This window comes from Collinsella aerofaciens (assembly GCF_039758815.1).
Taxonomy (GTDB): domain Bacteria; phylum Actinomycetota; class Coriobacteriia; order Coriobacteriales; family Coriobacteriaceae; genus Collinsella; species Collinsella aerofaciens_BP.
In genome coordinates, this window is sequence record NZ_JBDMSK010000028.1 from 1 (window position 1) to 22,661 (window position 22,661).

Annotated in this window: 14 protein-coding genes and 1 other RNA gene; 13 read left to right on the plus strand and 2 right to left on the minus strand. The window is 59.8% G+C overall.

The genetic code is table 11. From position 1 onward, the window contains the following. Nucleotides 1-313 precede the first annotated feature (313 nt). The 8 genes from ABHT90_RS09065 (at nt 314) to gatB (ending at nt 13,509) form a co-directional block, all read left to right on the plus strand. Nucleotides 314-3,589 (plus strand): SpaA isopeptide-forming pilin-related protein, encoded by a 3,276-nt coding sequence (locus ABHT90_RS09065; protein WP_346978403.1) that lies wholly within the window; start codon nt 314-316, stop codon nt 3,587-3,589. Continuing rightward, nucleotides 3,582-5,252 (plus strand): SpaA isopeptide-forming pilin-related protein, encoded by a 1,671-nt coding sequence (locus ABHT90_RS09070; protein ID WP_346982272.1) that lies wholly within the window; start codon nt 3,582-3,584, stop codon nt 5,250-5,252. Before ABHT90_RS09065 ends, ABHT90_RS09070 begins: the two co-directional genes overlap by 8 nt. Nucleotides 5,253-5,366: 114 nt before the next feature. Then, on the plus strand, nt 5,367-7,151 hold the full coding sequence (locus ABHT90_RS09075) for a SpaA isopeptide-forming pilin-related protein (RefSeq protein ID WP_346982273.1): 1,785 nt from the start codon (nt 5,367-5,369) through the stop codon (nt 7,149-7,151). A gap of 514 nt (nt 7,152-7,665) precedes the next feature. Then, a complete protein-coding gene (locus ABHT90_RS09080; RefSeq protein ID WP_346982274.1) occupies nt 7,666-8,634 on the plus strand; it encodes a hypothetical protein in 969 nt (322 codons plus the stop codon). Between the two features lie 143 nt (nt 8,635-8,777). Next, a complete protein-coding gene (locus ABHT90_RS09085) occupies nt 8,778-9,683 on the plus strand; it encodes a class C sortase (protein WP_346982275.1) in 906 nt (301 codons plus the stop codon). 324 nt (nt 9,684-10,007) lie between these two features. After that, a complete protein-coding gene (gatC, locus tag ABHT90_RS09090) occupies nt 10,008-10,319 on the plus strand; it encodes an Asp-tRNA(Asn)/Glu-tRNA(Gln) amidotransferase subunit GatC (RefSeq protein ID WP_346982276.1) in 312 nt (103 codons plus the stop codon). Next, complete coding sequence (gene gatA / locus ABHT90_RS09095) at nt 10,319-11,833, plus strand: Asp-tRNA(Asn)/Glu-tRNA(Gln) amidotransferase subunit GatA (RefSeq protein WP_346982277.1); 1,515 nt, start codon at nt 10,319-10,321, stop codon at nt 11,831-11,833. The genes gatC and gatA overlap by 1 nt, the downstream gene beginning before the upstream one ends. After that, complete coding sequence (gene gatB / locus ABHT90_RS09100) at nt 11,833-13,509, plus strand: Asp-tRNA(Asn)/Glu-tRNA(Gln) amidotransferase subunit GatB (RefSeq protein WP_346982278.1); 1,677 nt, start codon at nt 11,833-11,835, stop codon at nt 13,507-13,509. Before gatA ends, gatB begins: the two co-directional genes overlap by 1 nt. 215 nt (nt 13,510-13,724) lie before the next feature. Here gatB and ABHT90_RS09105 read toward each other — a convergent pair whose 3' ends face one another. Next, the gene (locus tag ABHT90_RS09105; RefSeq protein WP_346982283.1) at nt 13,725-14,723 is read right to left on the minus strand and encodes a helix-turn-helix domain-containing protein; all 999 of its coding nucleotides are present in this window, start codon (nt 14,721-14,723) and stop codon (nt 13,725-13,727) included. A 120-nt stretch (nt 14,724-14,843) separates the two neighbouring features. On the opposite strand from ABHT90_RS09105, the gene ABHT90_RS09110 reads away from it, so the two are divergent. From ABHT90_RS09110 to ABHT90_RS09125, 4 genes are all read left to right on the plus strand, one after another. Next, a complete protein-coding gene (locus ABHT90_RS09110) occupies nt 14,844-16,670 on the plus strand; it encodes an ABC transporter ATP-binding protein (RefSeq protein WP_346982279.1) in 1,827 nt (608 codons plus the stop codon). Beyond that, the gene (locus ABHT90_RS09115) at nt 16,671-18,428 is read left to right on the plus strand and encodes an ABC transporter ATP-binding protein (protein WP_346982280.1); all 1,758 of its coding nucleotides are present in this window, start codon (nt 16,671-16,673) and stop codon (nt 18,426-18,428) included. Between the two features lie 455 nt (nt 18,429-18,883). Then, nucleotides 18,884-19,129, plus strand: coding sequence for a DUF6110 family protein (locus ABHT90_RS09120; RefSeq protein WP_022094642.1), 246 nt, complete (start codon nt 18,884-18,886; stop codon nt 19,127-19,129). 78 nt (nt 19,130-19,207) lie between these two features. After that, complete coding sequence (locus tag ABHT90_RS09125; protein ID WP_346982281.1) at nt 19,208-21,223, plus strand: heavy metal translocating P-type ATPase; 2,016 nt, start codon at nt 19,208-19,210, stop codon at nt 21,221-21,223. Between the two features lie 64 nt (nt 21,224-21,287). Here the strand turns inward: ABHT90_RS09125 and ABHT90_RS09130 are convergent, their stop codons facing one another. Next, on the minus strand, nt 21,288-21,722 hold the full coding sequence (locus tag ABHT90_RS09130) for a hypothetical protein (RefSeq protein ID WP_346982282.1): 435 nt from the start codon (nt 21,720-21,722) through the stop codon (nt 21,288-21,290). Nucleotides 21,723-21,959: 237 nt separating this feature from the next. Between ABHT90_RS09130 and ssrA the strand changes: the two genes are divergently transcribed. Then, nucleotides 21,960-22,323, plus strand: a transfer-messenger RNA (tmRNA) gene (gene ssrA / locus ABHT90_RS09135). Nucleotides 22,324-22,661 lie beyond the last annotated feature (338 nt).

The window sequence follows — 22,661 nt, forward strand, 5'->3', positions numbered from 1 at the left end:
TCCGTCGCGGTCTACGGGGCTAACGATATGGCACCGTGGGGACACATGTATGTCAATCCTGGTCTAACAGAGCCTTAAAAAATAATAGGCAACTAAATTACCAGCAGAAACAAAAATTAGATAGCGAATAAACGAAGGTAAATCTGAGCAAATGTCAAGAGAATTGAGAACTTGCTACAAAAATGTCGGTTTTGTTGCTCAGATGTTTAAACAATTGTTATAATTGCATTACTAAACGAGCGCAATTACAGATTGCGCAGATACGTTTGATGGTGAAAGAGCAAGATCGCGGTCTCTTGGGGAGGAGACATCGATGAAAGCGAATTCGGACAAATCTAAGCAGAGTAATAAAGCGACGCGCCGTGTATTGGCAGGCGTTTTGTGCGGAGCCTCCGTGTTGAGCCTGGTACTGTCGCTCGTCATGCCCCCGATCTCGCAGGCCATTGCCAACGATGCCCAGACGGTTTCTACCGAGGAAACTGTAATGGGTTCCTCAAGTGAGTCCGCTGCTGTAGATAACACCAGCGAGGATGCCGAAAACCAGAATAGCGACGAGACCAATGGCGGCGAGGCTGGCTCTTCAAATAGTGCTGGGCAGGCTCAGAGTGCGAATGCGGCTTCAGCGAGAGCGACGGCCACCGTGGAGAAGGGAATTTATGTTCCCACGTCTATCGGTATCGGTACGAATATCGATGTCTCCACCCCCGATCCCGGCGTGGCCACCTACGTCGGCCGCGACATGTACATCGGTGGTAAGCCGAGCGACACTAGTAATCTTGATGCGGAGAACGCCCCCACCGGCTCATATGCCGCTGAGGCGGAGGGCCTTACCTTGGTCCGTGGCAAGCTTGCCATGAATCCAGTCAAAGAGAGCTGGCCCTATCAATCAATTGGTGCTGGTTTCCGCTTTGGCACCGTTGGTTTTGGTTCCCAGTTCCGTCCTGTCGCCGGCAGCACCGTGCTTGCGGTGGCCGGAATTAAAAGTGCGATCACCAAGATGAGCGTTGGTTATAGCGGCGACTCGCCGGAGACGACTACCGTTGGCGCTTGGGAGAAAGGCGCTTGGGTCGGACGGCAGAAATCTTCTGAGGGCGCGACTCCTTCCGGCTTTGCCTACACTGCGCAGATCGCAGGCCCCATCACATACTGGCGCGATAACAATAAACGCCAATCCGTGGTGACAACGCAGGGTAATTGGTACGAGGGCAAGAACTTTCAGGAAAGCAACCTGTTCAATCAAACTGTTGATTTGACTAATGTCAACAATAACGATTATTCGAGCTACAACGGTGAAGATGGGTACCTCTCGAAGCTATCGAAACAGCTCAACTCGTTTGCAAATACCGGCACGCTCGAGGTTGGTTTCGCGAGCAATCACAACAACTACGTAATCAACAAGTACGACAAGACGGATTGTAATTATGGCCTGGTGTTTGATGAGTCGTATAAGACCATATATTCGGACTGCGCCGATACGTCGCTCAATGGTAAGCATTTCAAGAATAGCGAGCGTCTTATCACGTTTAAGGGCGACAACACCTCTATGCAGCAGGTGTTCACCATCGATGCTTCTCAGCTGAGCAATACATACAACAACGAGTATTATCGTGGCGTTGATTTCGCATTCGAGGGCATTCCCAAGGGCGCCTCGGTTGTTGTGAACGTTACCGGATCTTCGAATATTGAGTTTCACAATGGCTGGCGCTTTTGGTGGAACGGTACCGAGATTTCGCGTGGTTACGAAACTCAATATTCCGGCAAGGAGCTGGGCGAGGCATACGCGACGGCTTCCCAGTCCATCATGTGGAACTTTGTCGATACGCAAAGCCTTACCATTCGAGGCGGCATCGCGGGAGAAAACCGCGCGGACTGGGGATACGGCGGCACAGCCACCGGTGCCAAGTGGACTGACGACGATCCTGCGGCGGCTATGATCGGATCGATTCTCGTTCCCAACGGAAGTTTCGACGACCATGTGACTACCAACGGCCGCGTTTATGTGGGCGTCGATTTCTCAATGAACAGCCCGAAGGTTGCCGCAGCATTTGGTGAGGGTAACTCGGCTTCCGTCATCGATATGGATCAGGAGCGTCACAACTTCCCGTGGTCTGGGTCGTATACGCCCGACGGCTCCGCCGTTGCGTGGAGCAAGGTCGATGCGGCGAACGGCAACACGTCGCTTCCTGGTTCCTCGTGGGCTATCTATGGTTCTGTCGAGAATGCTGTCGCGGGCAAGGACGCTATCGTGACGGTGACTGACGGTGGCGCAAATGATTACGCTTCGGGTGATGGCAAGCTTCAGTTCAACTATCTGAACCAGAAGGCAAACATCGGCAATTCCAACGATACCAACTACTTCACGTATTACATCAAAGAGGAGACGGCGCCGGCTGGCTACCAGAAGTCAGACACCATCTACTATGCCACTATGAACAATACTGGCGAGAAGCCGAACTACGTTCAGGGTTACGTGGATGAGAACGGCAAAAATGTTCCGTTCGAGAATAACCCCACAGGTGCCATTCCCAACACCAAGATCATCACCGGTACGGTGTCTTGGACCAAGGTGGCGGAGGACGACACAAAACACACTCCTTTGCCTGGTTCTGAGTGGAAGCTCACCAAGAAAAAGGACGCCGATGGTACGGCCGACCAGTCCTGGACCGTGATCGACCGGGAGAGCGACCAGTCGACTTCGAGCGATACCACGTGGGCAGACACCGACACCGCGCCTGGCAAGTTCACGCTCGAGGGTCTGCTGCCGGGTACGTACACGCTTGTTGAGACCCAGGCTCCGTTTGGCTACAACTTGAACACCACGGTTTATGAGTTCACGGTGTCCAACGAGAACGGTTCCGTCACGTGGACCGAGGGAAAGAGCCCGACGATTGACGGGAACAACGTCTACATTTCCGACGCCCTTACCACTACGTCCGTGAAGATCCCGGTGACCAAATCTGTTCGCAATACGGACTGGCCGAAGGGCGATAAAGACAAATATGTGCCGTTCGAGTTCAGCATCGAGGCTACGGGGGCAAATAAGGATAGCGCACCTAAGCTTGATCCGACGACTATTTCCGTCGCTCCCGCAGCGGGCTCCACCAAGGTCAACGACATCGTGGCATCCTTTGGCGGTATCTCGTTCTCCAAAAAGTACCTCGCCGAGATCGACGATTCGAACCCGACTGGCGCCAAGACCTACACCTACACGGTGAAGGAGGTCGCGCCTACCACCGGTGCCATCGACAAGCTTCGCTACTCCAAGGCCGAGTACCAGGTGGCCGTCACGGTGAAGGCCGTCATGGATGAGACCACTGGCAAGTACTCCGGCCTCACCACCTCCACCACGGTCACGCAGGTGAAGGACGACATGGGCAACACCGTGAGTAACACCATCGGCAAGGACGCCGCGCCCAACGCCATTCCCGCCTCCACCTTCACCAACACCTACTCCACCACTCTGCCTCTTTCCGGTATGTCGGGCGTCACTGTGACATACCTTGCCGGCGCGGCGGTGCTTTGCGCTGCTGCGGCCTGGATGCACATTCGTCGCAAGGCGAATGCGAAGGGAGGCGAGCGTCGTGAATAAGAAAGTTTGCTCCTTCCCGATCTTGTTTGCGCTGCTTGCCCTCCTGATCGGCACCTGCGCGGTTGTGTTCCCCGCTTCCGCGCAGGCCGCGCCGACCTCGACCGGTTCCATCACGGTGAGCGGCACCGTGGCGCGCAGCTACGACGCCTACCAGATCTTTAGCGCCAACGTCGTCGACGACAGCGGCGACGCCAAGATCGCCACCGACCTCGCCTGGGCAAGCGACGCCGCACGCGACGCCGCGCTGCCTGTGCTGCACAGCGCCGGCATGCCCAATTCCCAGTCCACCGCGCAGGAAGCTGCCGAGTGGCTCAACACCGATTCCCACCTTACGAGCGCGCTGAGCGCACAGCTCGCTCGTTCCCTCCAGAGCTCTGACGCCGTGTCCGTGGCCCTTAACGCGGGCACGACGACCGAGCTGTCCTGTGGCTACTGGCTCATCGTCGCCGACGACGACGCCATCGCCCAGGGCGAGGTCGGCACCGCGCCGATCATGGTTCTGGTCGGCGGCAGCGCCGTCACCGTCAAGCCCAAGGCCGCCACTCCCAAGGTGGCCAAGCACGTGCTGGAGGACAGCACCGCCGCCTGGGGCAAGGCCGCCGACGCCACGGTCGCCGACGACCTGTACTGGCGCCTCTCGGCCACGGTTCCAGCGGGTCTTGCTGCCTACGACACCTACACGGTGCGGTTCGTCGACACCATGGGCGCGGGGCTCGACCCCTCCAAGGTGGCCGCGAGCATGCGCGTGTACGCGGCGGCGGGCGCGGACGGCGGCTTCGACGCCGTCTCGGCCGGTAAGGACGGCCGCGCCGGCACCGACCCCGCGAAGGGCTGGACCGACATCACGGCCCAGTGCGCCACCAAGGTAACGGCCGACGGTAAGACCTTCACCGTGCGCACCGGCGACCTGATCGCCGCGCTCGGCGGGGCCGACGCCTTCACCGCGGGCGCCCGCGTGGTCGCCGTGTACAACGCGCCGCTCAACAGCGCGTGCAACCACGGCATCGCGAAGGGCAACCCCAACGAGGTCTACCTGCGCTACCCGCGCTCTCCCTTTGCCGACCAGTCCGGCGACGCCGGCTTCACCCGCACGCCGAGCGACGATGCGTGCGCCTACGCCTGGGATCTCGCGCTCACCAAGCGCGGCAGCGACGGCGACAAGCCGCTTGCCGGGGCGGTCCTGAGCATCGTAGACGACCGCGACCGCACGCTGGCGGCCGACGGCACGTGGGATGCGGAGGGCAAGGCCACCGTCACCACGGGCGAGGACGGCCGCGTGACCGTCTCGGGCGTGGACTCGGGCAAGCTGGAAGTCCGCGAGCTCAAGGCACCCAAGGGCTACACCGCCTTTGAGGGTACGCGCTCCGTGACAGTCAAGGCCGAGGGCCTGGACGTCGACCAGGTGGCCGCCGCCAAGCCCAAGCTCACCATCACGGCCGAGTCGCCCCTGCGCGCCGACAGCGCGGACGGGTCGACGGGCAGCCTGGAGGCGTCGCTCATCAACACGCCCACCGGCACACCCCCTAGCATTACCACCGGAGGCTTTATGCCCTCGACTGGCGATATGGCAATGTACGCCGCGGCCGCCGCAGCGGTCGCCGGAGCCGCGCTCATCGTGGTCGCGCTCCTGGTCAAGCGGGGAGGTGGCAGCCATAAAGAGTAGCTGGCAGCCCCACAGAGAGCGGGGCGAGACGTAGCGAAGTAGATGCTAAGACACAGACAGATGATGATCGATCGAATGAGATTCAAACGGAAAACGGAGGAAAAGAAGATGAGCATGAACAAGAACATCGCACGCCTGGCAGTAACGGCAGGTCTCACAGCAGCGCTGAGCTTCGGCGGCGTCATGGCCCCGGTGACCATGGCGTTTGCTGATGGCACGCCAACGGTGGCTCCGGATGGCAATGTAAAGATTGACGAGAAGACCTATACGGATACAACCTTTAAGGGTATCCAGATTTTCAAGGCCAAGGTCACGCAGGATTTGGAAGGCGTTAACAACTGGAATGGCGCTAAGACGCTTTCCGACATTGAGTGGGCGTCAGATGTCGTTAGGGATGCTGTGATCGGGGCTGCCGATACTAACGACGTTACAAAGCCCTCCGGCAATGATGCTCAGAAGTGGGCTGACTGGCTTAAAGATAAAACCGAAGGTGAGTACAAGTCAGGTACAGACAAGACTACTAAGCTCGATGCCGGAAAGACTCTCGACAAGATCGCCAAGGCACTGGAGGACGCCAATATCACTGAAGGGACGGATGAGTGCAAAACGAGCCCCAATGGCACCTTCACTGGTCTGAATACCGGCTACTGGCTCTTCGTGACTAAAGACGTCAACACTAGCACTAATCCACCCAAACGCGACACCGATGCCTTTACTTCGCCCATTTTCGCCGTTGTTGGCGGTTCCGCTGAGACCATTGCTCCCAAGAAGCAGGTCCCCACTGTGACCAAGGCCGTCAGGGACGACAAGGATGGCAGCACCTTCGGTACCGATGTGTTCAAAAATCCCAACATGGCTGCAGACTCCCGAATGGACCAGTTTATCGACTATCAGCTCGTTGGCACCGTTGCGGGGAACATCAACACTTACAGCACCTACAGGTACACCTTCACGGATAATCTTCCCAAATCCATGACGCCCAAGTTCACTGATGAAGCCAGCAGCACGACCCCCGCTGTGACAGTTATGATTGACGGCAAAAAGGTCATTTCTGGCTATACCGCAACCTTTGATGACAACAACGTGCTCAAGGTTGATTTCGGCAACCTTAAGGTTTGCAAGGGTGAGAACAATTCCGATATTGCCGTCACCGGTAACTCTACTGTGACTGTTGAGTATCAGGCCAAGCTTGACCCTGCAAAGATTTTTGAAAACAGCAAGGATGGTAAAATTAATCCGACGTTTGGCGACTTGGTGGGTAAACCCCAGAAGAATACAGTTACGTTGACCTATTCCAACAATCCGCATGCCGACGATACCGGCACCACGGTCGAGCATCCTGCCTACGACTACACCTATGGCATCGATGTAACCAAGGTTGGTTCAGAGACTGAGAATCCGCCTCTCGCCGGTGTTGTGTTCACGCTGCAAGAGCAGGGCGATGCTGACGGCACCTTTATTATGGCAAATGGTGTCAAGACGACCGATAAGGGTAAGGCCAAGCTGACGACCGACGCAAACGGCAAGATTAACGTTGTCGGTCTCGATGAGGGCACCTACATCCTTAAAGAGGTCACCCCAGCGCCTGGCTACAATAACTCCGCGGCAAGTGGTGTTACCTTCACTATCACGCGCGACCTTAATCAGACCGGCGGTGACATTAAGCCTAGCACGGAATCCGTAATCGAGGCGACAGATGGCGTCGTGAAGGACAATAAGGCCACTGCAACTACCGGCAAGCTCAGCTTTACCATCGTCGACAAGAAGGGCTCTGGCCTTCCCCTCACCGGCCTTAACGGCGTGACCTTCACTTGGATTGCTGGTGGCGCGGTGCTGTGCATCGGCGTGGCGCACCTCATCCGCAGCCGTAAGCAGGCTGAGGAGTCCGAGCAGGAGTAACGCTCGCTCACCCATCCCTTTGGCAGGTGGGATGTGATGGCCATGAGACTTGCGGACACTTTTCTCGTCCATCCACGTTCTTGCTTTGCCATTCTCTTTTCGGGGCAGACTCCGCACTGGAGTCTGCCCCGTTTTTTTTGGGACAACGCAGCCAGCCTCCACCGTCCGATGCGGGTACGTTCGTCATCGCGTTTCTTGACTCGTATGAGGTTCGGATTAAGGTCCGTAGGCGCACGCGCGGTGCGGACGGTAGAAGGCATTTGCGCCGCAACAAGCGCAAATAAGAATGCCCGGGGGTCGGATCCCGAGCATTTAACAAAACCAGAAAACTAGGCCGCCCGCGCTCCTAAGTACTTACGCGGGATGCGTCGTTTCCTATTGACATTGTATCCCGAATCGCCCCGCCGATCCGGGATATTCTGAAAACGCAAATGCGGACCTATGCATGAGAAGAAGCTCGCTAATTCCGAAAATTATGTATAATTCCAATACAAACTGGAATCGAACGAAAACAATGGAAATGAACGAAGCGCTAATCTACTTACAAGAAGCACTAGGCCTTTCCGCCAAGACCAAAACTTGGCCTGGATCCGCACGCTTGCCGCTGCATCTGCGGGCGATTGAAGTCCGCGCTGTTGACGCAAACGGTTTTTCGTTTTTGCTTGCAAGCTTGCCTACTGGCGTCGGGCTTCCCGAGGCTAAGAGAGTCTATAGTCAGCTAGCCTTGCGCGCGGAGACTCCTGTTGTCGTTTCTTTTCCTGATGCCGATGCACGTCAGCGCAAAGCATTGGTCGCACAAGGGATTCCGTTTGTTTGCCCCGGCAGACAGGCTTTTCTTCCATTTATGGGCACAGCCTGCACGGAGAGGGGCGGTGCCCGGTTTCGCAACCACGCGACCAAGATGTCACCCAACGCACAGGCTGCCGCAATCTGGGGAGCAGCCCAGGAGCCGTATCGTCCCTATGACCTTTGTCGTGCGCTTGGGATTTCGGCAAGCCGCGCGAGTGAGGCCATAACCGAGCTTGTTGACAGGGGGCTCGCGAGGCGCGAGCGTCGCGAGCGACGTGTCGTCGTGTTCCCTGTTGCCGTTGATCTTCTGCTCAGCGAGCACATGGCAGAGCTCTCCTCGCCTGTCTCGAAGGTCTTTTTTGCAAGGAAGACGCCGCAGATCGACTATCTTGTTGACGCCGGGGAGACGGCGCTCGCTGCGCGTTCGATGCTCGCTGCGCCGGGCATGGAACAAAAGGCCGTCTTAAGAAGTGCATGGCGTCAACTGAGCGACCTCGAAGTCGCAGATGGGGAGCTGCCGGATAACGAAACGGCGATGATCCAAGTGTGGCGCTATGTGCCCGTGTTTGCCGGCTCCTCCCGTGTCGACGACATTTCGCTTGCGCTATCTTTGGCGGCAATCGACGATGAGCGAATTCAGCTCGAAGTCGATCGCATGTTTGGAAAGGAATATCCATGGCAAGAAGCGCTGTAGAGGGTCTCCAAGAATTCGAACCGTAGGCGGCGTTTCGGTCCTAGCTGCGTTGTCCGGCGCATGAGCTCGCTAATCGGCTATTATTTGTTTAGACAACTTGAGTTGTAGAGGAGTGACCGGCGATGGTGCAGGGCGCCAAACATATGAAGAGCAATAACGCCGCGGACAGTGGCGGCTCGAGCCCTCAACCAAAGCTTAAGCGCCGCCGCAAGCGACTGCCGCGCTGGGCCGACCGGCTCATCACCATCGTCATCATCCTTATCGGCGTGGGCCTTATGACCTGGCCGTGGATCTTGGACCGGCTCGAGGCCTCGGGCGTGTTCAACCAGATCAGCACGGTGTCCAGCACCGTGGACGCACTCTCTGCCGAGGAGCGCGAGCGCATTCTGCTTCAGGCGCGCTCCTATAACGAGCAGCTTGCCGGCGAGGCCACCGAGCTTCCGGCCGACCAGATCGAGCCCTATGCTCAGCAGCTCATCTTTGACCGCGACCCCATGATGAGTTGGGTCGAGATCCCCTCCATCGACGTGAGCATGCCCATCTACCACGGTACGAGCGAGGAAGTCCTTATGGCGGGCGTCGGCCACTTGGAGGGCACGAGCCTGCCGGTGGGCGGTACCTCGACGCATTGCGTGCTCACCGCGCACTCGGGCATGCGCAACCTGAGCATGTTCGACGACATCCACTCGCTGGAGCCCGGCGACCTGGTGCTGCTGCACACCATGAACAAGACGCTCGCCTACAAGATGGTGGACTCCGAGGTGGTGCTGCCCGAGGAGATGGAGTCGCTGACCATCGAGCCCGGCGCCGACAAGGTGACGCTCGTCACCTGCACGCCCTACGGCGTGAACGACCACCGCCTGCTGGTGCATTGCGTGCGCACCAAGTACAACAAGAAGGACGTCGACAAGCAAAAGTCGCTGGCCGGTCGCCACTGGGGCAAGCGCGAGTTTGCCGTGCTCATTGTGGTCGTAGCCATTGTGCTGTTGCTGCTGGATATCGTGATCCACGCGGTCCGCAAGCGCCGCAAGGCCAAGGCCTCGGCGTAGGACATCGTTCAGAACTACCACAATGGGGACAGGTACCTTTGTGGCGGTCGGGACTTCCAAACCATCACAACATTCGATGAAAATCTCGATTTTGGCGAAAAGCATCGAATGTTGTGATGCTTTTGCTGCGGGCGAGACGGTTTTCGCTACAGACGGCGCGGTTTTCGCTATGGACGGTGCGGTTTCGCTGCAGAACCGCCAGCCCGCCGCCTGCCAACCCGCCGCCCTCGTTACGTTTTCGCTGCATTTGGGTAAAGCACCTGCTCCAAGTGGCGTTGCCTTGTATACTAGAGCGGTTTATCTGTTATGCGGAAGGGAGCGCCTATGGCACTCAGCGAGAAAGACGTGCGCGGCATCGCCGAGTACGCAAAGATCGCACTGACCGATGACGAGCTCACCCAGATGACGTCCTACATGAACGACGCCGTCCAGATGCTCGAGCCCGTCTTGCAATATGACTTGCCCGACGTGGAGCCCACATTCCATCCCATCGGAAGCCTGTCCAACGTGATGGGCGACGACCTGCGCGAGCCCGAGCGCGATCTGTCGCTCGACGTCGCGCTGGAAAACGCCGGTAGCGCGCGCGACCGTTACTTCCGCGTGCCGTCCATTTTGGGAGAGGGGGAGAGCGAGTAATGGCGCAGAGCTTCGATTCCCTTACCGCCGCCCAGATCGCCGCAGGCGTTGCCGCCGGCGACTTTACCGCTACCGAGGTGGCCCAGGCCTCCCTTGCCGCCATCGAGGCGCGCGAGGGCGGGGTCCAGGCATTCCTGCAGGTGGCGCCCGAGCTCGCGCTCGAGGCCGCTGCGCGCGTGGATGCCGACCGTGCCGCAGGCAAGCCGCTGCCCCCGCTCGCGGGCGTGCCGCTGGCCATCAAGGACAACATGAATCTGGTGGGCACGCGTACTACCTGCGCTTCCCGCATGCTGGGGGACTACCAGAGCGTCTACACCGCCACCTGCGTCCAGCGCATGCTCGACGCCGGCTGTCTGCCCATGGGCAAGGCCAACATGGACGAGTTCGCCTTTGGTAGCTCTACCGAGAGCTCGGCCTTCCACCGCACCAACAACCCCTGGGATACCGAGCGCGTGCCCGGCGGCTCCTCGGGCGGCTCCGCTGCCGCCGTCGCCGCGGGCGAGGTCGCGCTCTCGCTGGGTTCGGACACCGGCGGCTCCATCCGCCAGCCGGCGGCGCTCTGCGGCGTGGTGGGCTTTAAGCCCACGTATGGCGCCGTGAGCCGTTACGGCGTGGTTGCCTTTGGCTCGTCGCTCGACCAGGTGGGCCCCTTTGGCCGCACGGTCGAGGATGTCGCGCTGGCTATGAACGCGCTCACCGGTGCGGGCCACGATCCGTACGACTGCACCAGTCAGGACTGTGCCGTCGACTTTACCGAGCACCTCAACGACAGCATCGAGGGCAAGCGCGTGGGCATCATTCCCGCGTTTATGGAGGCCGAGGGCCTGACGCCCGAGGTCAAGGCCGCTGTTCAGCGCGCCGCTCAGGAGCTGCAGAACCAGGGCGCCGAGCTAGTCGAGATCGACCTGCCGCACCTGGATGCCGCCATCGCCGCCTACTACGTCATCGGTCCGGCCGAGGCGTTCTCCAACCTGGCTCGCTTCGACGGCATTCGCTATGGCTATCAGGAGGAGGGCTGCGCCAACCTGTCCGACCAGAGCTCGCTTTCGCGCGCCCACGGCTTTGGCGCCGAGGCCAAGCGCCGTCAGATGCTTGGCGCCTACCTGCTGAGCTCGGGCGTGTACGACAAGTACTACTACGCTGCGCAAAAGGCCCGCACACTCATCACGCAGGACTACGACGCCGCGTATGCCAAGGTGGACACCATCCTCATGCCCGCCTCGCCGCGCACGGCCTTTAAGTTTGGCGAGATCAGCGACCCCACGCAGATGTACCTCTCCGACCTATACACCATTTCGCTCAACATTTGCGGCAACGGTGGTATCTCGGTGCCGCTGGGCCTGGGCGAGGATACTCAGCTGCCCGTTTCTGCCCAGCTGGTGGGCCCGGCGTTTAAGGACCGTCAGCTGCTCACGTTTGCCCGCGCCCTTGAGCGCGGTTTTGCCGATACCGCCACGGGCGCGCCCGCGCTTTCCGTCGCGCCCGATTTTGCCGGGAAGGGAGGCGAGCTGTAATGAAGGAGCTTTCCGAGGTCCTGCAGGATTGGGAGGCCGTGATCGGCCTGGAGATCCATACCGAGCTCACCGCACTCGATACCAAGATGTTCTGCAACTGCAAGCTCAGCCACGATGACGAGCCCAACGCCAACGTGTGTCCGGTGTGCCTGGGCCTGCCCGGCGCCCTGCCGGTGCCCAACAAGCGCGCCATCGAGAGCATCGTCAAGGCCGGTCTCGCCACCAACTGCGAGATCCAGCGCCACTCGATGTTCTACCGCAAGCACTACTTCTATCCCGACATGGCCAAGAACTTCCAGACTACGCAGGGTCCGGTTGCCTTTGCCATGTACGGTCACCTGGATCTGGATGTGACCGGTCGCGGTGCCGCCGAGCGCCCCGACTGCGCGTTTGGCGAGGCCGAGGCCCAGAGCCTGGCGAGCGCCTCGGCCAACGCCGAGGGCCTGTCCACGTCCATGACGTCGACCATGCGCGAGGGCAACCAGCGTGCCGGTCATCTGGCCAGCTACGATGCGTCCAACCTGCAGATGCCTGAGCGTCGCGAGGACGGTTCCTACACGGTGCCCATTCGCATCCTGCGCATCCACATGGAGGAGGACGCCGCCAAGATGGTGCACGTGGGCGGTGCCGAGGGCCGCATTACCGCCGCTGCCGAGTCGCTCGTCGACTACAACCGCTGCGGCACGCCGCTCATCGAGCTCGTCACCGAGCCCGACCTGCGCACGCCCGAGGAGGCTCGCCTGTTTATGGAAAAGCTCCGTCGTATCTTTGTGACGCTGGGCATTTCCGATTGCTCCATGGAGAAGGGTTCCATGCGCTGCGACGGCAACGTGTCGCTGCGCCGCCGCGGCGAGACCAAGCTGGGCACCAAGACCGAGCTCAAGAACCTCAACTCGTTCAAGAGCCTGCACGACGGCCTTGCCTACGAGATTTGCCGTCAGGCCGAGGTGCTCGAGGAGGGCGGCATCATCTACCAGGAGACCCGCCACTGGGAGCCCAGCCGCAAGCGCACCGTGGTCATGCGCGTTAAGGAGACGGCCGACGACTATCGTCTGTTCCCCGACCCCGATCTGGCGCCGTTCGATCTGGACGATGAGTTTATCGACCGCTGCCGTGGCGAGATCCCCGAGCTGCCCGATGCCAAGCGCGCCCGCTTTGAGGCCGACTTTGGCATTAAGGCGGCCGATGCCGAGCAAATCGCCGGCGACCCCGAGTTTGCCGAGTTTTTTGAGGCCGCCGCTGCCGGTATGGCTGGCAAGGAGGCCCAGACGGTCGCGAACCTGCTGGTGAACGAGATGATCGCCTACCTTAAGGGCGCAGGCGTGTCGCTCGCCGAGTCCGGCATCGCGCCGGCTCAGGTGGCGGCGCTTGCCAAGCTGCTGGCGACCGATGCCATCAGCTCCAACCAGGCTCACGAGGTCTTTGAGGCCATGGCTCAGACCGGCGATGACCCCAACAAGATCGTCGACGACCGTGGTATGCGTCAGGTGAGCGATGCCGGCGCGCTGCAGCCGATCGTGGACGAAGTGCTGGCAAACTGTGCCGATCAGGCGCAGCAGTATCGTGACGGCAACCAGAAGGTCATCGGCTTTTTGGTGGGCCAGTGCATGAAGGCGAGCCGCGGCAAGGGTAACCCGAAACTCTTCAACGAGTTGCTGAGAACGTCGCTCTCGTAAGCGGGAACCGAGGGGCCGGGCACAGGGCCTTGCCTCTCAATTTCGGACAGTCCTGACTCACGACGGAGGCGCCACTGGCGCCTCCTGTTCGTGCGGAACTCATTGAGAGGCAAGGCCCTGCGCCCGGCCCCTCGGTTCCGTGACGACTCGGCCGTTCGGGTCAGGTGGGCTGGATTGAATTTGGTGAATGAGGGTGCCGATGGCGCCCTCGTTCTTTATATATGTTGGGAGCGCCAAGCGGTGGGGGTGGTGCCGGTGTGTTGTTTGAAGGCTTGGGCGAAGGCGGCCTGCTGAGGGTAGTCGAGCCGCTCTGCCACCTGCGCTATCGTGAGCGCGCTATCGGCCAAAAGGTCCTGTGCTCGCTCCATGCGGCGTCTGCGAATGTAGGCGCCCAGGGACTCGCCGGTTTGGGCCTTAAAGGTGGCGCATAGTTTGGAGCGGCTTGTGTAGAGCCTCTCGGCCACCTCGTTGATACCCACGCGTCTGCCTTTGTCGAGCGCGCGCTCAATCATTGCCGTTGCTTCTTCGGCAATGGTTATGCTGACGCGTGTGTCTGCCGCCTGCCGCGCCTGCTTGTGGGCCGCGCGCGAACAGGCGAGCTCCGCGACCATGGTCTCCACAATGCCTTGCATATAGACGTGTCCGCCTGCGGTGCGGGCGCGGTCCTCGTTAATCCGGCGCAGCGCGTGGCAGATGGCAGACGTCGCCTCCTCGTGCCATGGCTCGGCAAACGCCTCAAAGATTCCCGCGAACTCGGTGGGATAGCGGTGCTCCAGTTCGTCAAAATATCCAGACAAAAAGAGTACCGAGCGCGAGTGATAAAGCTCCCCCGCAAACAGCGGGCTTAATTCCTCGCCACAGCTATCTTGGATAAAGCTGCAAACGGCATTGTTTGGCCACGGTCCATGCAACGGTTTAAGGTTCGCGGGCGTTATGCCAGCCTCGGGCATGCATGTAAGCGTGGGCGCGCTGACCTCGCTCACGCAGGCGTATGGTTCGGGTGTGTATTCGGCCAGGTACATATCGTGCGTCGGGGTGATGAAATGCTCCATGACGATGCAGGCAGGGGAGAGAGGCATGATCCATGCGCGTCCGTGCGCCCGGTCGTTTGCTACCTCGCCGGTAAAGACAGTGCCCTTGCCGGAAAGCTTCAAGCCAAACTGCTCAAACTGAGGTGCGTAGAGTTCGGTTATGTCGGTCGCGGCCCGCCGCATTTGCAAAAGCGTCCCCTTCCTTTGCGGAAACGTCCACGCCTGGCTAGATTGTGAGCCATGGCTAACACATCAATGATAAGTTCATTACGGTTAACTCTCAAGCCGTTAGAAAGGAATCTCATGGCAAAGGGATCAAAAAGGGAAGGCGGCGGTATCGGCGAGCTGCTTGCATATGCCGGCGACCGTAAATTCCTAACGTATTTGGGCATGGCGCTCTCGGCGCTCTCGCAGCTGCTGAGCTTTGGACCGTACGTGTGCATTTGGCTTGTCGCGCGCGATCTGATCGCCGTGGCGCCCAACTGGAGCGAAGCTACTAACATCGCGATGTACGGTTGGTGGGCCGTGGGGTTTGCGCTGGCAAGCATCGTAGCTTATTTCGTGGGGCTCATGTGCACGCACCTGTCTGCGTTTCGCTGCGCGTCCAATATTCGCAAGACTACGAGCGAGCACCTGCTTAAGCTGCCGCTTGGCTACTTTGACACGCACGCCACCGGTGAGCTGCGCCGTATTGTAGACGGATGCGCCGCCTCCACCGAGACTTTGCTCGCACACATGCTGCCCGATATCGCAGGCGCCGTCGCCATGGTCGTGGGCTTGCTCGTGCTGCTTTTCGCGCTCGATTGGCGTTTGGGGGCGGCATGCCTTATCTCGGTCGTCGTTTCGTTTGGCGCCATGGCCACCATGATGAGCGGTAAAGGCGCCGAGTTCATGAAGGCCTACATGGGAGCGCTGGTCAAGATGAACAAGACCGGCACCGAATACGTACGCGGCATCCCCGTGGTCAAGGTGTTTCAGCAGACGGTCTACTCCTTCAAGGCCTTCCACGATGCGATCGCCGAATACGCCGACATGGCACAAAACTATGCGGGCACGTTCTGTCGAGGTCCGCAGGTACTCAACCTTACCGCGCTCAATGGTCTTGTGGCATTCCTGTTGCCCGTGGCGTTGCTGTTGGCGCCGGGCGAGACGGACTTCGCGCATTTTATGGCCAACTTCACGTTTTACGCGATATTTTCGGCCGTGGTGCCGACGGCCATGACCAAGCTCATGTTTGTGGGCGAGGCCTCTCAGATGAGTGCCGATTCGCTGGCTCGCATCCGAAGCGTCATGGATTCCAAGCAGCTCTCCGTGCCCGCCCAATCCAAGCACCCTGCCGGCAGCGACGTACGATTTGAGGATGTGAGCTTTACCTACGAGGGCGCCGAAGCGCCTGCCGTCAACCATGCGAGTTTTAGCGTTTCCGCGGGTAGCACCCTCGCCCTGGTGGGTCCCTCGGGTGGCGGTAAGTCAACCTGCGCAAGCCTTATCCCGCGTTTTTGGGATGTCTCCTCGGGTCGAGTGCTCGTAGGCGGTGTGGACGTTCGCGATATGGATCCGCACGAGCTTATGGACCAGGTTGCCTTCGTGTTCCAGACCAACCAGCTGTTCCGGCAAACACTTGCCGATAACGTGCGCGCCTCCAAGCCTACGGCCACTGACGACGAAGTGCGTGCGGCCCTCTCCGCAGCTCAGTGCGACGACATTGTGGCCAAGCTCCCACAGGGCATCAATACCATGCTCGGTGCCGGCGGAGCATATCTTTCGGGCGGCGAGGTCCAGCGCGTGGCACTCGCCCGCGCGATCCTTAAAGACGCGCCTATCGTGGTGCTCGATGAGGCCACGGCGTTTGCCGATCCCGAGAACGAGGCGCTCATCCAGCGCGCCTTTAGCAAGCTGGCGGCGGGTCGCACGGTCATTATGATCGCGCACCGACTCTCGACTGTAGTGGGCGCAGACCAAATCGTGGTGCTCAACCAGGGCAGCGTGCAGGAGTCGGGTACCCATGCCGAGTTGCTGTCCCAAGAGGGTCTATATGCCAAGATGTGGGCCGAATACGAACAGGCCGCGAGCTGGAAAATCACTGCAGCGACCGCAGATATCGCCGTCACGAAGGGAGGCGAGGCCTAAATGTTCGCCTCATTCCAAAAGAAGTATTTCCTATCCGATAAAGGCGTCGCCGGCGTAAAACGCGGCATTTTCTGGACCACGCTCACTAATCTCATTACCATGGCCGGCATGGGCTTTTTATTCCTGGTTATGGCCGGCTTTGTCGAGCATCTCGCCAGCGGGGCTGACCTGCCGGATGCGCTGCCGATCGTGGGCGGCCTCCTGGTCTTTTTCGTGTTGCTCTTTGCCTCTAACTGGCAGCAGTATTACTACACCTACTGCATCTTCTACGAGGAGTGCGGCAAGCAGCGTATGGAGATCGCCGAGCGCTTGCGCAAACTGCCGCTGTCGTTTTTTGGTCGTCGTGATCTGGCCGATTTAACCGAGACCATCATGGGCGACGTCCAGGCCATGGAGCACGCCTACAGCCACGTGCTGGGAGAGCTTTGGGGTGCCATCATCGCAAGCGCCATTGTGTTCGTGGCGTCGCTGTTCTTTTGCTGGCAGCTGGCGATCGCGGCGTTTTGGAGCGTTCCCGTTGCCTTTGCCGTGCTGTATCTAACACGCGGCCCCATGACTCCGGTGTTCGATCGCGTGCGTGCCGAGAAGGTCAAGGTTACCGAGGCAATTCAAGAGACGCTCGACTGCGTTCGCGAGATCCGCGCCACCAACCAGGAGGCCCATTATCTTGAGGGACTCAACGCCGTGACCGATGCCGAGGAGCGCGAGACCACCAAGGGCGAGCTCGCTAACGGGCTTTTGGTCAACTCTGCTTTTGTCATCCTGCGTCTGGGCATTGCCACCACGCTGGTCACGGGTGCCGCGATGGTCGCCTCCGGGCAGGTCGACTTTTTGGTGATGTTTGCCTTCCTGCTTATGGTGAGCCGTATCTATGCGCCCTTTGACCAGGCGTTGATGCTGGTGTCCGAGCTGTTTGCCGCCGAGTCGTCTGCCAAGCGCATGCGTTCCATCATGGAAGAGCCTGTGGCGCGGGGCAGCGAGAAATTTGAGCCCGCGGGCCACGATGTGGTGTTCGATCACGTGGCATTTGGCTATGGTGCGGGCGAGGACGGACGCGCCGGCGAGAAAGTTCTTACCGATGTGAGCTTTACCGCCAAGGAGGGCGAGGTCACGGCGCTGGTCGGTCCTTCGGGTTCCGGTAAGTCTACGGTGAGCCGCCTGGCCGCTCGCTTTTGGGATGCCACCGCGGGCAAGGTTACCGTGGGCGGTGTGGATGTTGCGAGCGTTGATCCCGAGGTACTGCTGCGTGATTACGCCATCGTGTTCCAAGACGTGCTGCTCTTTGACGACACAGTGATGGGAAACATTCGCCTCGGGCGTCGTGATGCCACCGATGAGGAAGTGCTTGCGGCCGCGCGTGCCGCCAACTGCGACGAGTTTGTGAGCCGCATGTCGCAGGGCTACGACACCATGATCGGTGAGAACGGCTCCAAACTCTCCGGCGGCGAGCGCCAGCGCATCTCCATCGCTCGCGCGCTGCTCAAAGATGCGCCCATCGTGCTGTTGGACGAGGCGACGGCGAGCTTGGACGTGGAGAACGAGACCGTGGTACAGCAGGCACTCTCCCGTCTGCTTACAGGTAAGACGGTTATCGTTATTGCCCACCGTATGCGTACGGTGGAAAATGCCGACAAAATCGTTGTGCTCAAGGATGGCGTGGTTGCCGAGCAGGGCACTCCGGCGCAGCTCAAGGCGGCAGGCGGAGAATTTGCCCGCATGGTTGCGCTGCAAAAGGAGGCGGCTGCCTGGCAGCTGTAGGAAAGGGGTAAAGAGACCGTTCCTTTGTCATGTATTCGGGGCTGTGGAAATCGAAGGTGAATACTTTTTCGCGAAGTGAACGACCTTATTTGGACCCTCGGAGCATCGACATTTTTAGGAGCTGGTTTCCTGCGGTTTTGCCAAGCTTTTCCTGAGGTTTTGTTGGCGAAAAATGCGGATGCTTCGGGGGTCCGATTTGACTCGTTCACTTCGCGGAAAAGTATTCACCTTCGATTCGCAAGGGCGGGGGCGGATACCCGTGGGGGTGCGGATTTGCGTCGTGGTGGGTGAACCGCCGAGTACCGGGCGATCTAGATCGCATATTATCCAAAAAGTTAGCCGTTGTTGACCACAGTAGTTATACTAAACTAATCTCAAAAGCGTGCTCGAGCAAACTAATGAACTCGGGTGCTAAGGCACCATGCCGCGCTTGTGCGGCAAAAGGGAGAAGCAACATGAAGAAGTCGACGTTTAACACTCTGCTTGTCGGTGGCGGTTTTCTGCTTGGTACGGCTGGCATCAAGCTGCTTACCAGCGCTCCGGTAAAGAACGCCTGCGTGCAGGGCATCGCGTGCGGTATGCGCGTCAAGAACTGCTACCAGGACATGGTCGAGCAGGCCAAGGCCAATGTCGATGACATGGTTGCCGAGGCCGCCTACATCACCCAGAGCGAGGCCGCTGCTGACGAGGCAGCCGAGTAACGCTCCCAGGCACAAACTATGAGATTCTCGATTATTAGCGAGATTCCCGGCAGGACCCGTCTTCAATTGGCGGGTCCTGTGCCAGAGAGCGATCTCGATGCACTTCTTAAGCTTGGCGGCGAAATCGACGGCGTGCGCAAAGTGCGCGTATATGGCCGTATTGGCCAGATGGCGCTCGAATATGACGAGCAGTGTCGTGCGAGCGTGCTCGACGCCTTGGGCGCACTCGATGCTCAAGCCATCGCCGATGCCAAGTCGGGTTACGTGATGCAACTCGAGCCGCGCAAGCACAAACTCGTTATGGACCTGGCGACACTCATCGGCGCCCATTACGCACGTCGCTGGTTCTTGCCGACGCCTCTGCGTGCGGTGTTTGTCGTGGCCGGTTACATGACCTTTTTGCGCGCCGCTCTCCACGAGCTCTCGCAGCCGCGCCTGACCGTTCCTGTGCTCGACGCTTCGGCCATCGGTATCTCGTTTGTCAAACGTGATGTCGATACCGCGGGGCAGACGATGTTCCTGCTCAACGTGGGCGAGCTGCTCGAGGACTACACCCGCGCCATGAGCGAAAACGAGCTCATCAACTCGCTGCTCGATGTGCCCGACAAGGCGCAAAAGGTCGTCGGCGACACCGAGGTGAGCGTTGCCGCCACCGAGCTTGAGCCCGGCGACTTGGTCGCCGTTCGCACCGGCATGTCCATCTGCATCGACGGTGTGGTTGAGCAGGGGAGCGCCATGGTTAACCAGGCGACCCTGACCGGCGAGCCGCTTGCCGTCGAGCGCAGCGCAGGCGACGATGTGTTTGCTGGAACTGTCGTCGAGGACGGCAGCATCTTGGTGCGCGTGCGCGCCAACACGGCTCAGACCAAGCTGCGCTCGATCGTCTCGCTCGTGCAGGCGGCCGACTCGCTCAAGTCTGAGGGCCAGTCGCACATGGAAGACCTCGCCAACAAGATCGTCCCGTGGAACTTCCTGCTCGCGGGCCTTGTCGCTCTCACCACGCGTAGCCTCATTAAGACCTCGGCGGCGCTGATGGTCGACTACTCGTGCGCACTCAAGCTCACGGGTTCCGTTGCCGTCATGACCGCTATGAGCGATGCTGCCAAGATGGGCGTGATGGTCAAGGGCGCCAAGTACTTTGAGTCGTTTGCCAAGGCCGATACCATTGTCTTTGACAAGACCGGCACGCTGACCGAGGCGCAGCCGCGCCTGGCTTGCGTGCTCACCACCGATGGCTGGAGTGAGGACGAGGTCCTGCGCCTTTCCGCTTGCTTGGAGGAGCATTTTCCGCATCCGGTGGCGCGCGCTGTGGTCAATGCGGCACGCGAGCGCGAGCTCGAGCATCGCGAGCGCCACGCCGCCGTCGAGTACATCGTGGCACACGGCATCGCTTCGTCCATCGAAGGGCGTCGCGCCATCATCGGTTCGGCGCATTTTGTGTTTGAGGACGAGGGCGCACAGCTCGAATCCGACATCAAGGAGCGCATCGAGTCCCAGATGCAGGGCCTGTCGCCGCTGTACCTGGCGGTCGACGGCACGGTCGTGGGCGTGCTCGGCATCGAGGATCCGCTCAAGCCCGGCGTGCGCGAGGCCATTGCCGACCTGCATGCGCTGGGCGTCAAGCATGTCGTTATGCTTACGGGCGATTCGGAGCGCACGGCCGAGCGCATTGCGCGCGAGGCGGGTGTCGACGAGTTTAAGGCCGAACTGCTGCCCGAGGACAAGTACGCCTATGTGGAGCGCATTAAGGGCGAGGGCCGCCATGTTGCCATGGTGGGCGACGGCGTCAACGACTCACCGGCGCTCGGCTTGGCTGACGTGGGTCTGGCCATGGGTGGCGGAAGCGACATCGCCAAGGAGGTCGCCGATATCATCCTGACCGATACGGATCTTGCCGCGATCGTGCGTCTGCGCCGCATGAGCCAGGGCCTCGTTGATCGTCTGACGAGCTCCTATTCTAAGGTGATGCTCACCAACTCGGCGCTCCTGACACTGGGCATTACCGGCGCGATTACCCCGCAAGCGTCATCGCTGCTGCACAACGGCTCGACGATTGCGTACAGCTTGGGCAACGCGAAAGCGTATCTGCGTTAGCGTTTTTGCTTGAGTTTATGGCCTGCATTCGGGCGGTACCGCAACCGCCAGGGTGCAGGCCTTTTTAGGCAAGTGCAACTTTGATGGCGGGACTTTCTGCGAGCTGCTCGGCTGCCTTTTCGTCGGAGCTGTCGAGTGCTGCCAGGCTGCGGTAGACCCACTCGTTGACCTGGGTGTTCTTGACGCCTGCGGTCTGCATAAGGGCGCCTACCTCGCGGATTGCTGCGAGCAGATCGGCCTTGGGGCCCACGAGCTCGACCGTGAGGTCGTGGTAGGCGGTCACTCCGCGGTTTTCGCTCACGTGGTCGATAAAGCCCTCGACGGTCTCAAGCTGCTGGGCGAGAGCCGCATCATCGTCAGCGTCCAGCGCGACGAGTGCGTTCGATACCGTGAGGGCGGGATGTCCGCAGGGGACAAAGCCCTCGATGACATCCATAGCTTCGGTAATGGTTGAGCCCAGGCCTACGAGGGCATTGACGAGTTGCTGCTTGGTATCCATAACGGTCCTTTCGACGGGTCAATTGTGCTTGGCGAAAATATACGTGACGCGATCGGTAGCAAAAGTGCGAAGTGCAGCGCACATTGAGGTCTTCACAGCTCGTGCATAGAACAGCTGTCCGCTTTCAGAACGTGGTAAGATAACACTCCGCAAGCGGGGCTCGCCCCGTATGTTCTTTGAAAAGTCGACGGGTGTTGGGTGCCCGTGCCCAATACCATCCAGACTTTCCCGACATTCGGGGGCGACTGGTTTCGACACGATAGCTCTGAGAGAGGAAGCAAGCCGAGGTCTCCTCGCCTCGTTAAACAGGGGTACCGTCAAATTGAATTGACAACAACTCTTCTTTTGAGCCTATGGCTCTCGCTGCTTAGTTTATAGCGGCGCGTCAACCCGGTGATTTCCCCGACACCGGCGCGACGTCATTTTAGGGGAATGCTCCTGCGCACGTAATCGGTATGGCGCAGGCTAAGACCGAACCGATTAGGACGCCGCGAGCGTGTCGCTGCGCGCAAAGCGTCCGAGACAAAACCAGCGACTGAGCTTGGAGACGCCAATCAGGGGGCTTTCGTGGACCGGAGTTCGATTCTCCGCGCCTCCACCATAAGCAACAGGCAGGTAGATACTCATATCTACCTGCCTTTTTATTTCTTGTCCGTACCGCGGAGAATCGAACTCTGTGCAGGGCGCGAGCGTTAAACAAACGCGGAGCGTTTGTAGCGAGCGGGCGAGGACGCCGGCAGGCGGCCGAAGCCGGTGCGGATTTGCGAAGCAAATACGCGGATTCTCCGCGCAAAGCCCCAGCCCAAAACAGATGTGCTGCCGACGGCATTTCTGCCAACTATGCCCCCGCACCAACGGATCCCCCCCCACCCGCGGAGAATCGAACTCTGTGCAGGGCGCGAGCGTTAAGCAAACGCGGAGCGTTTGTAGCGAGCGGGC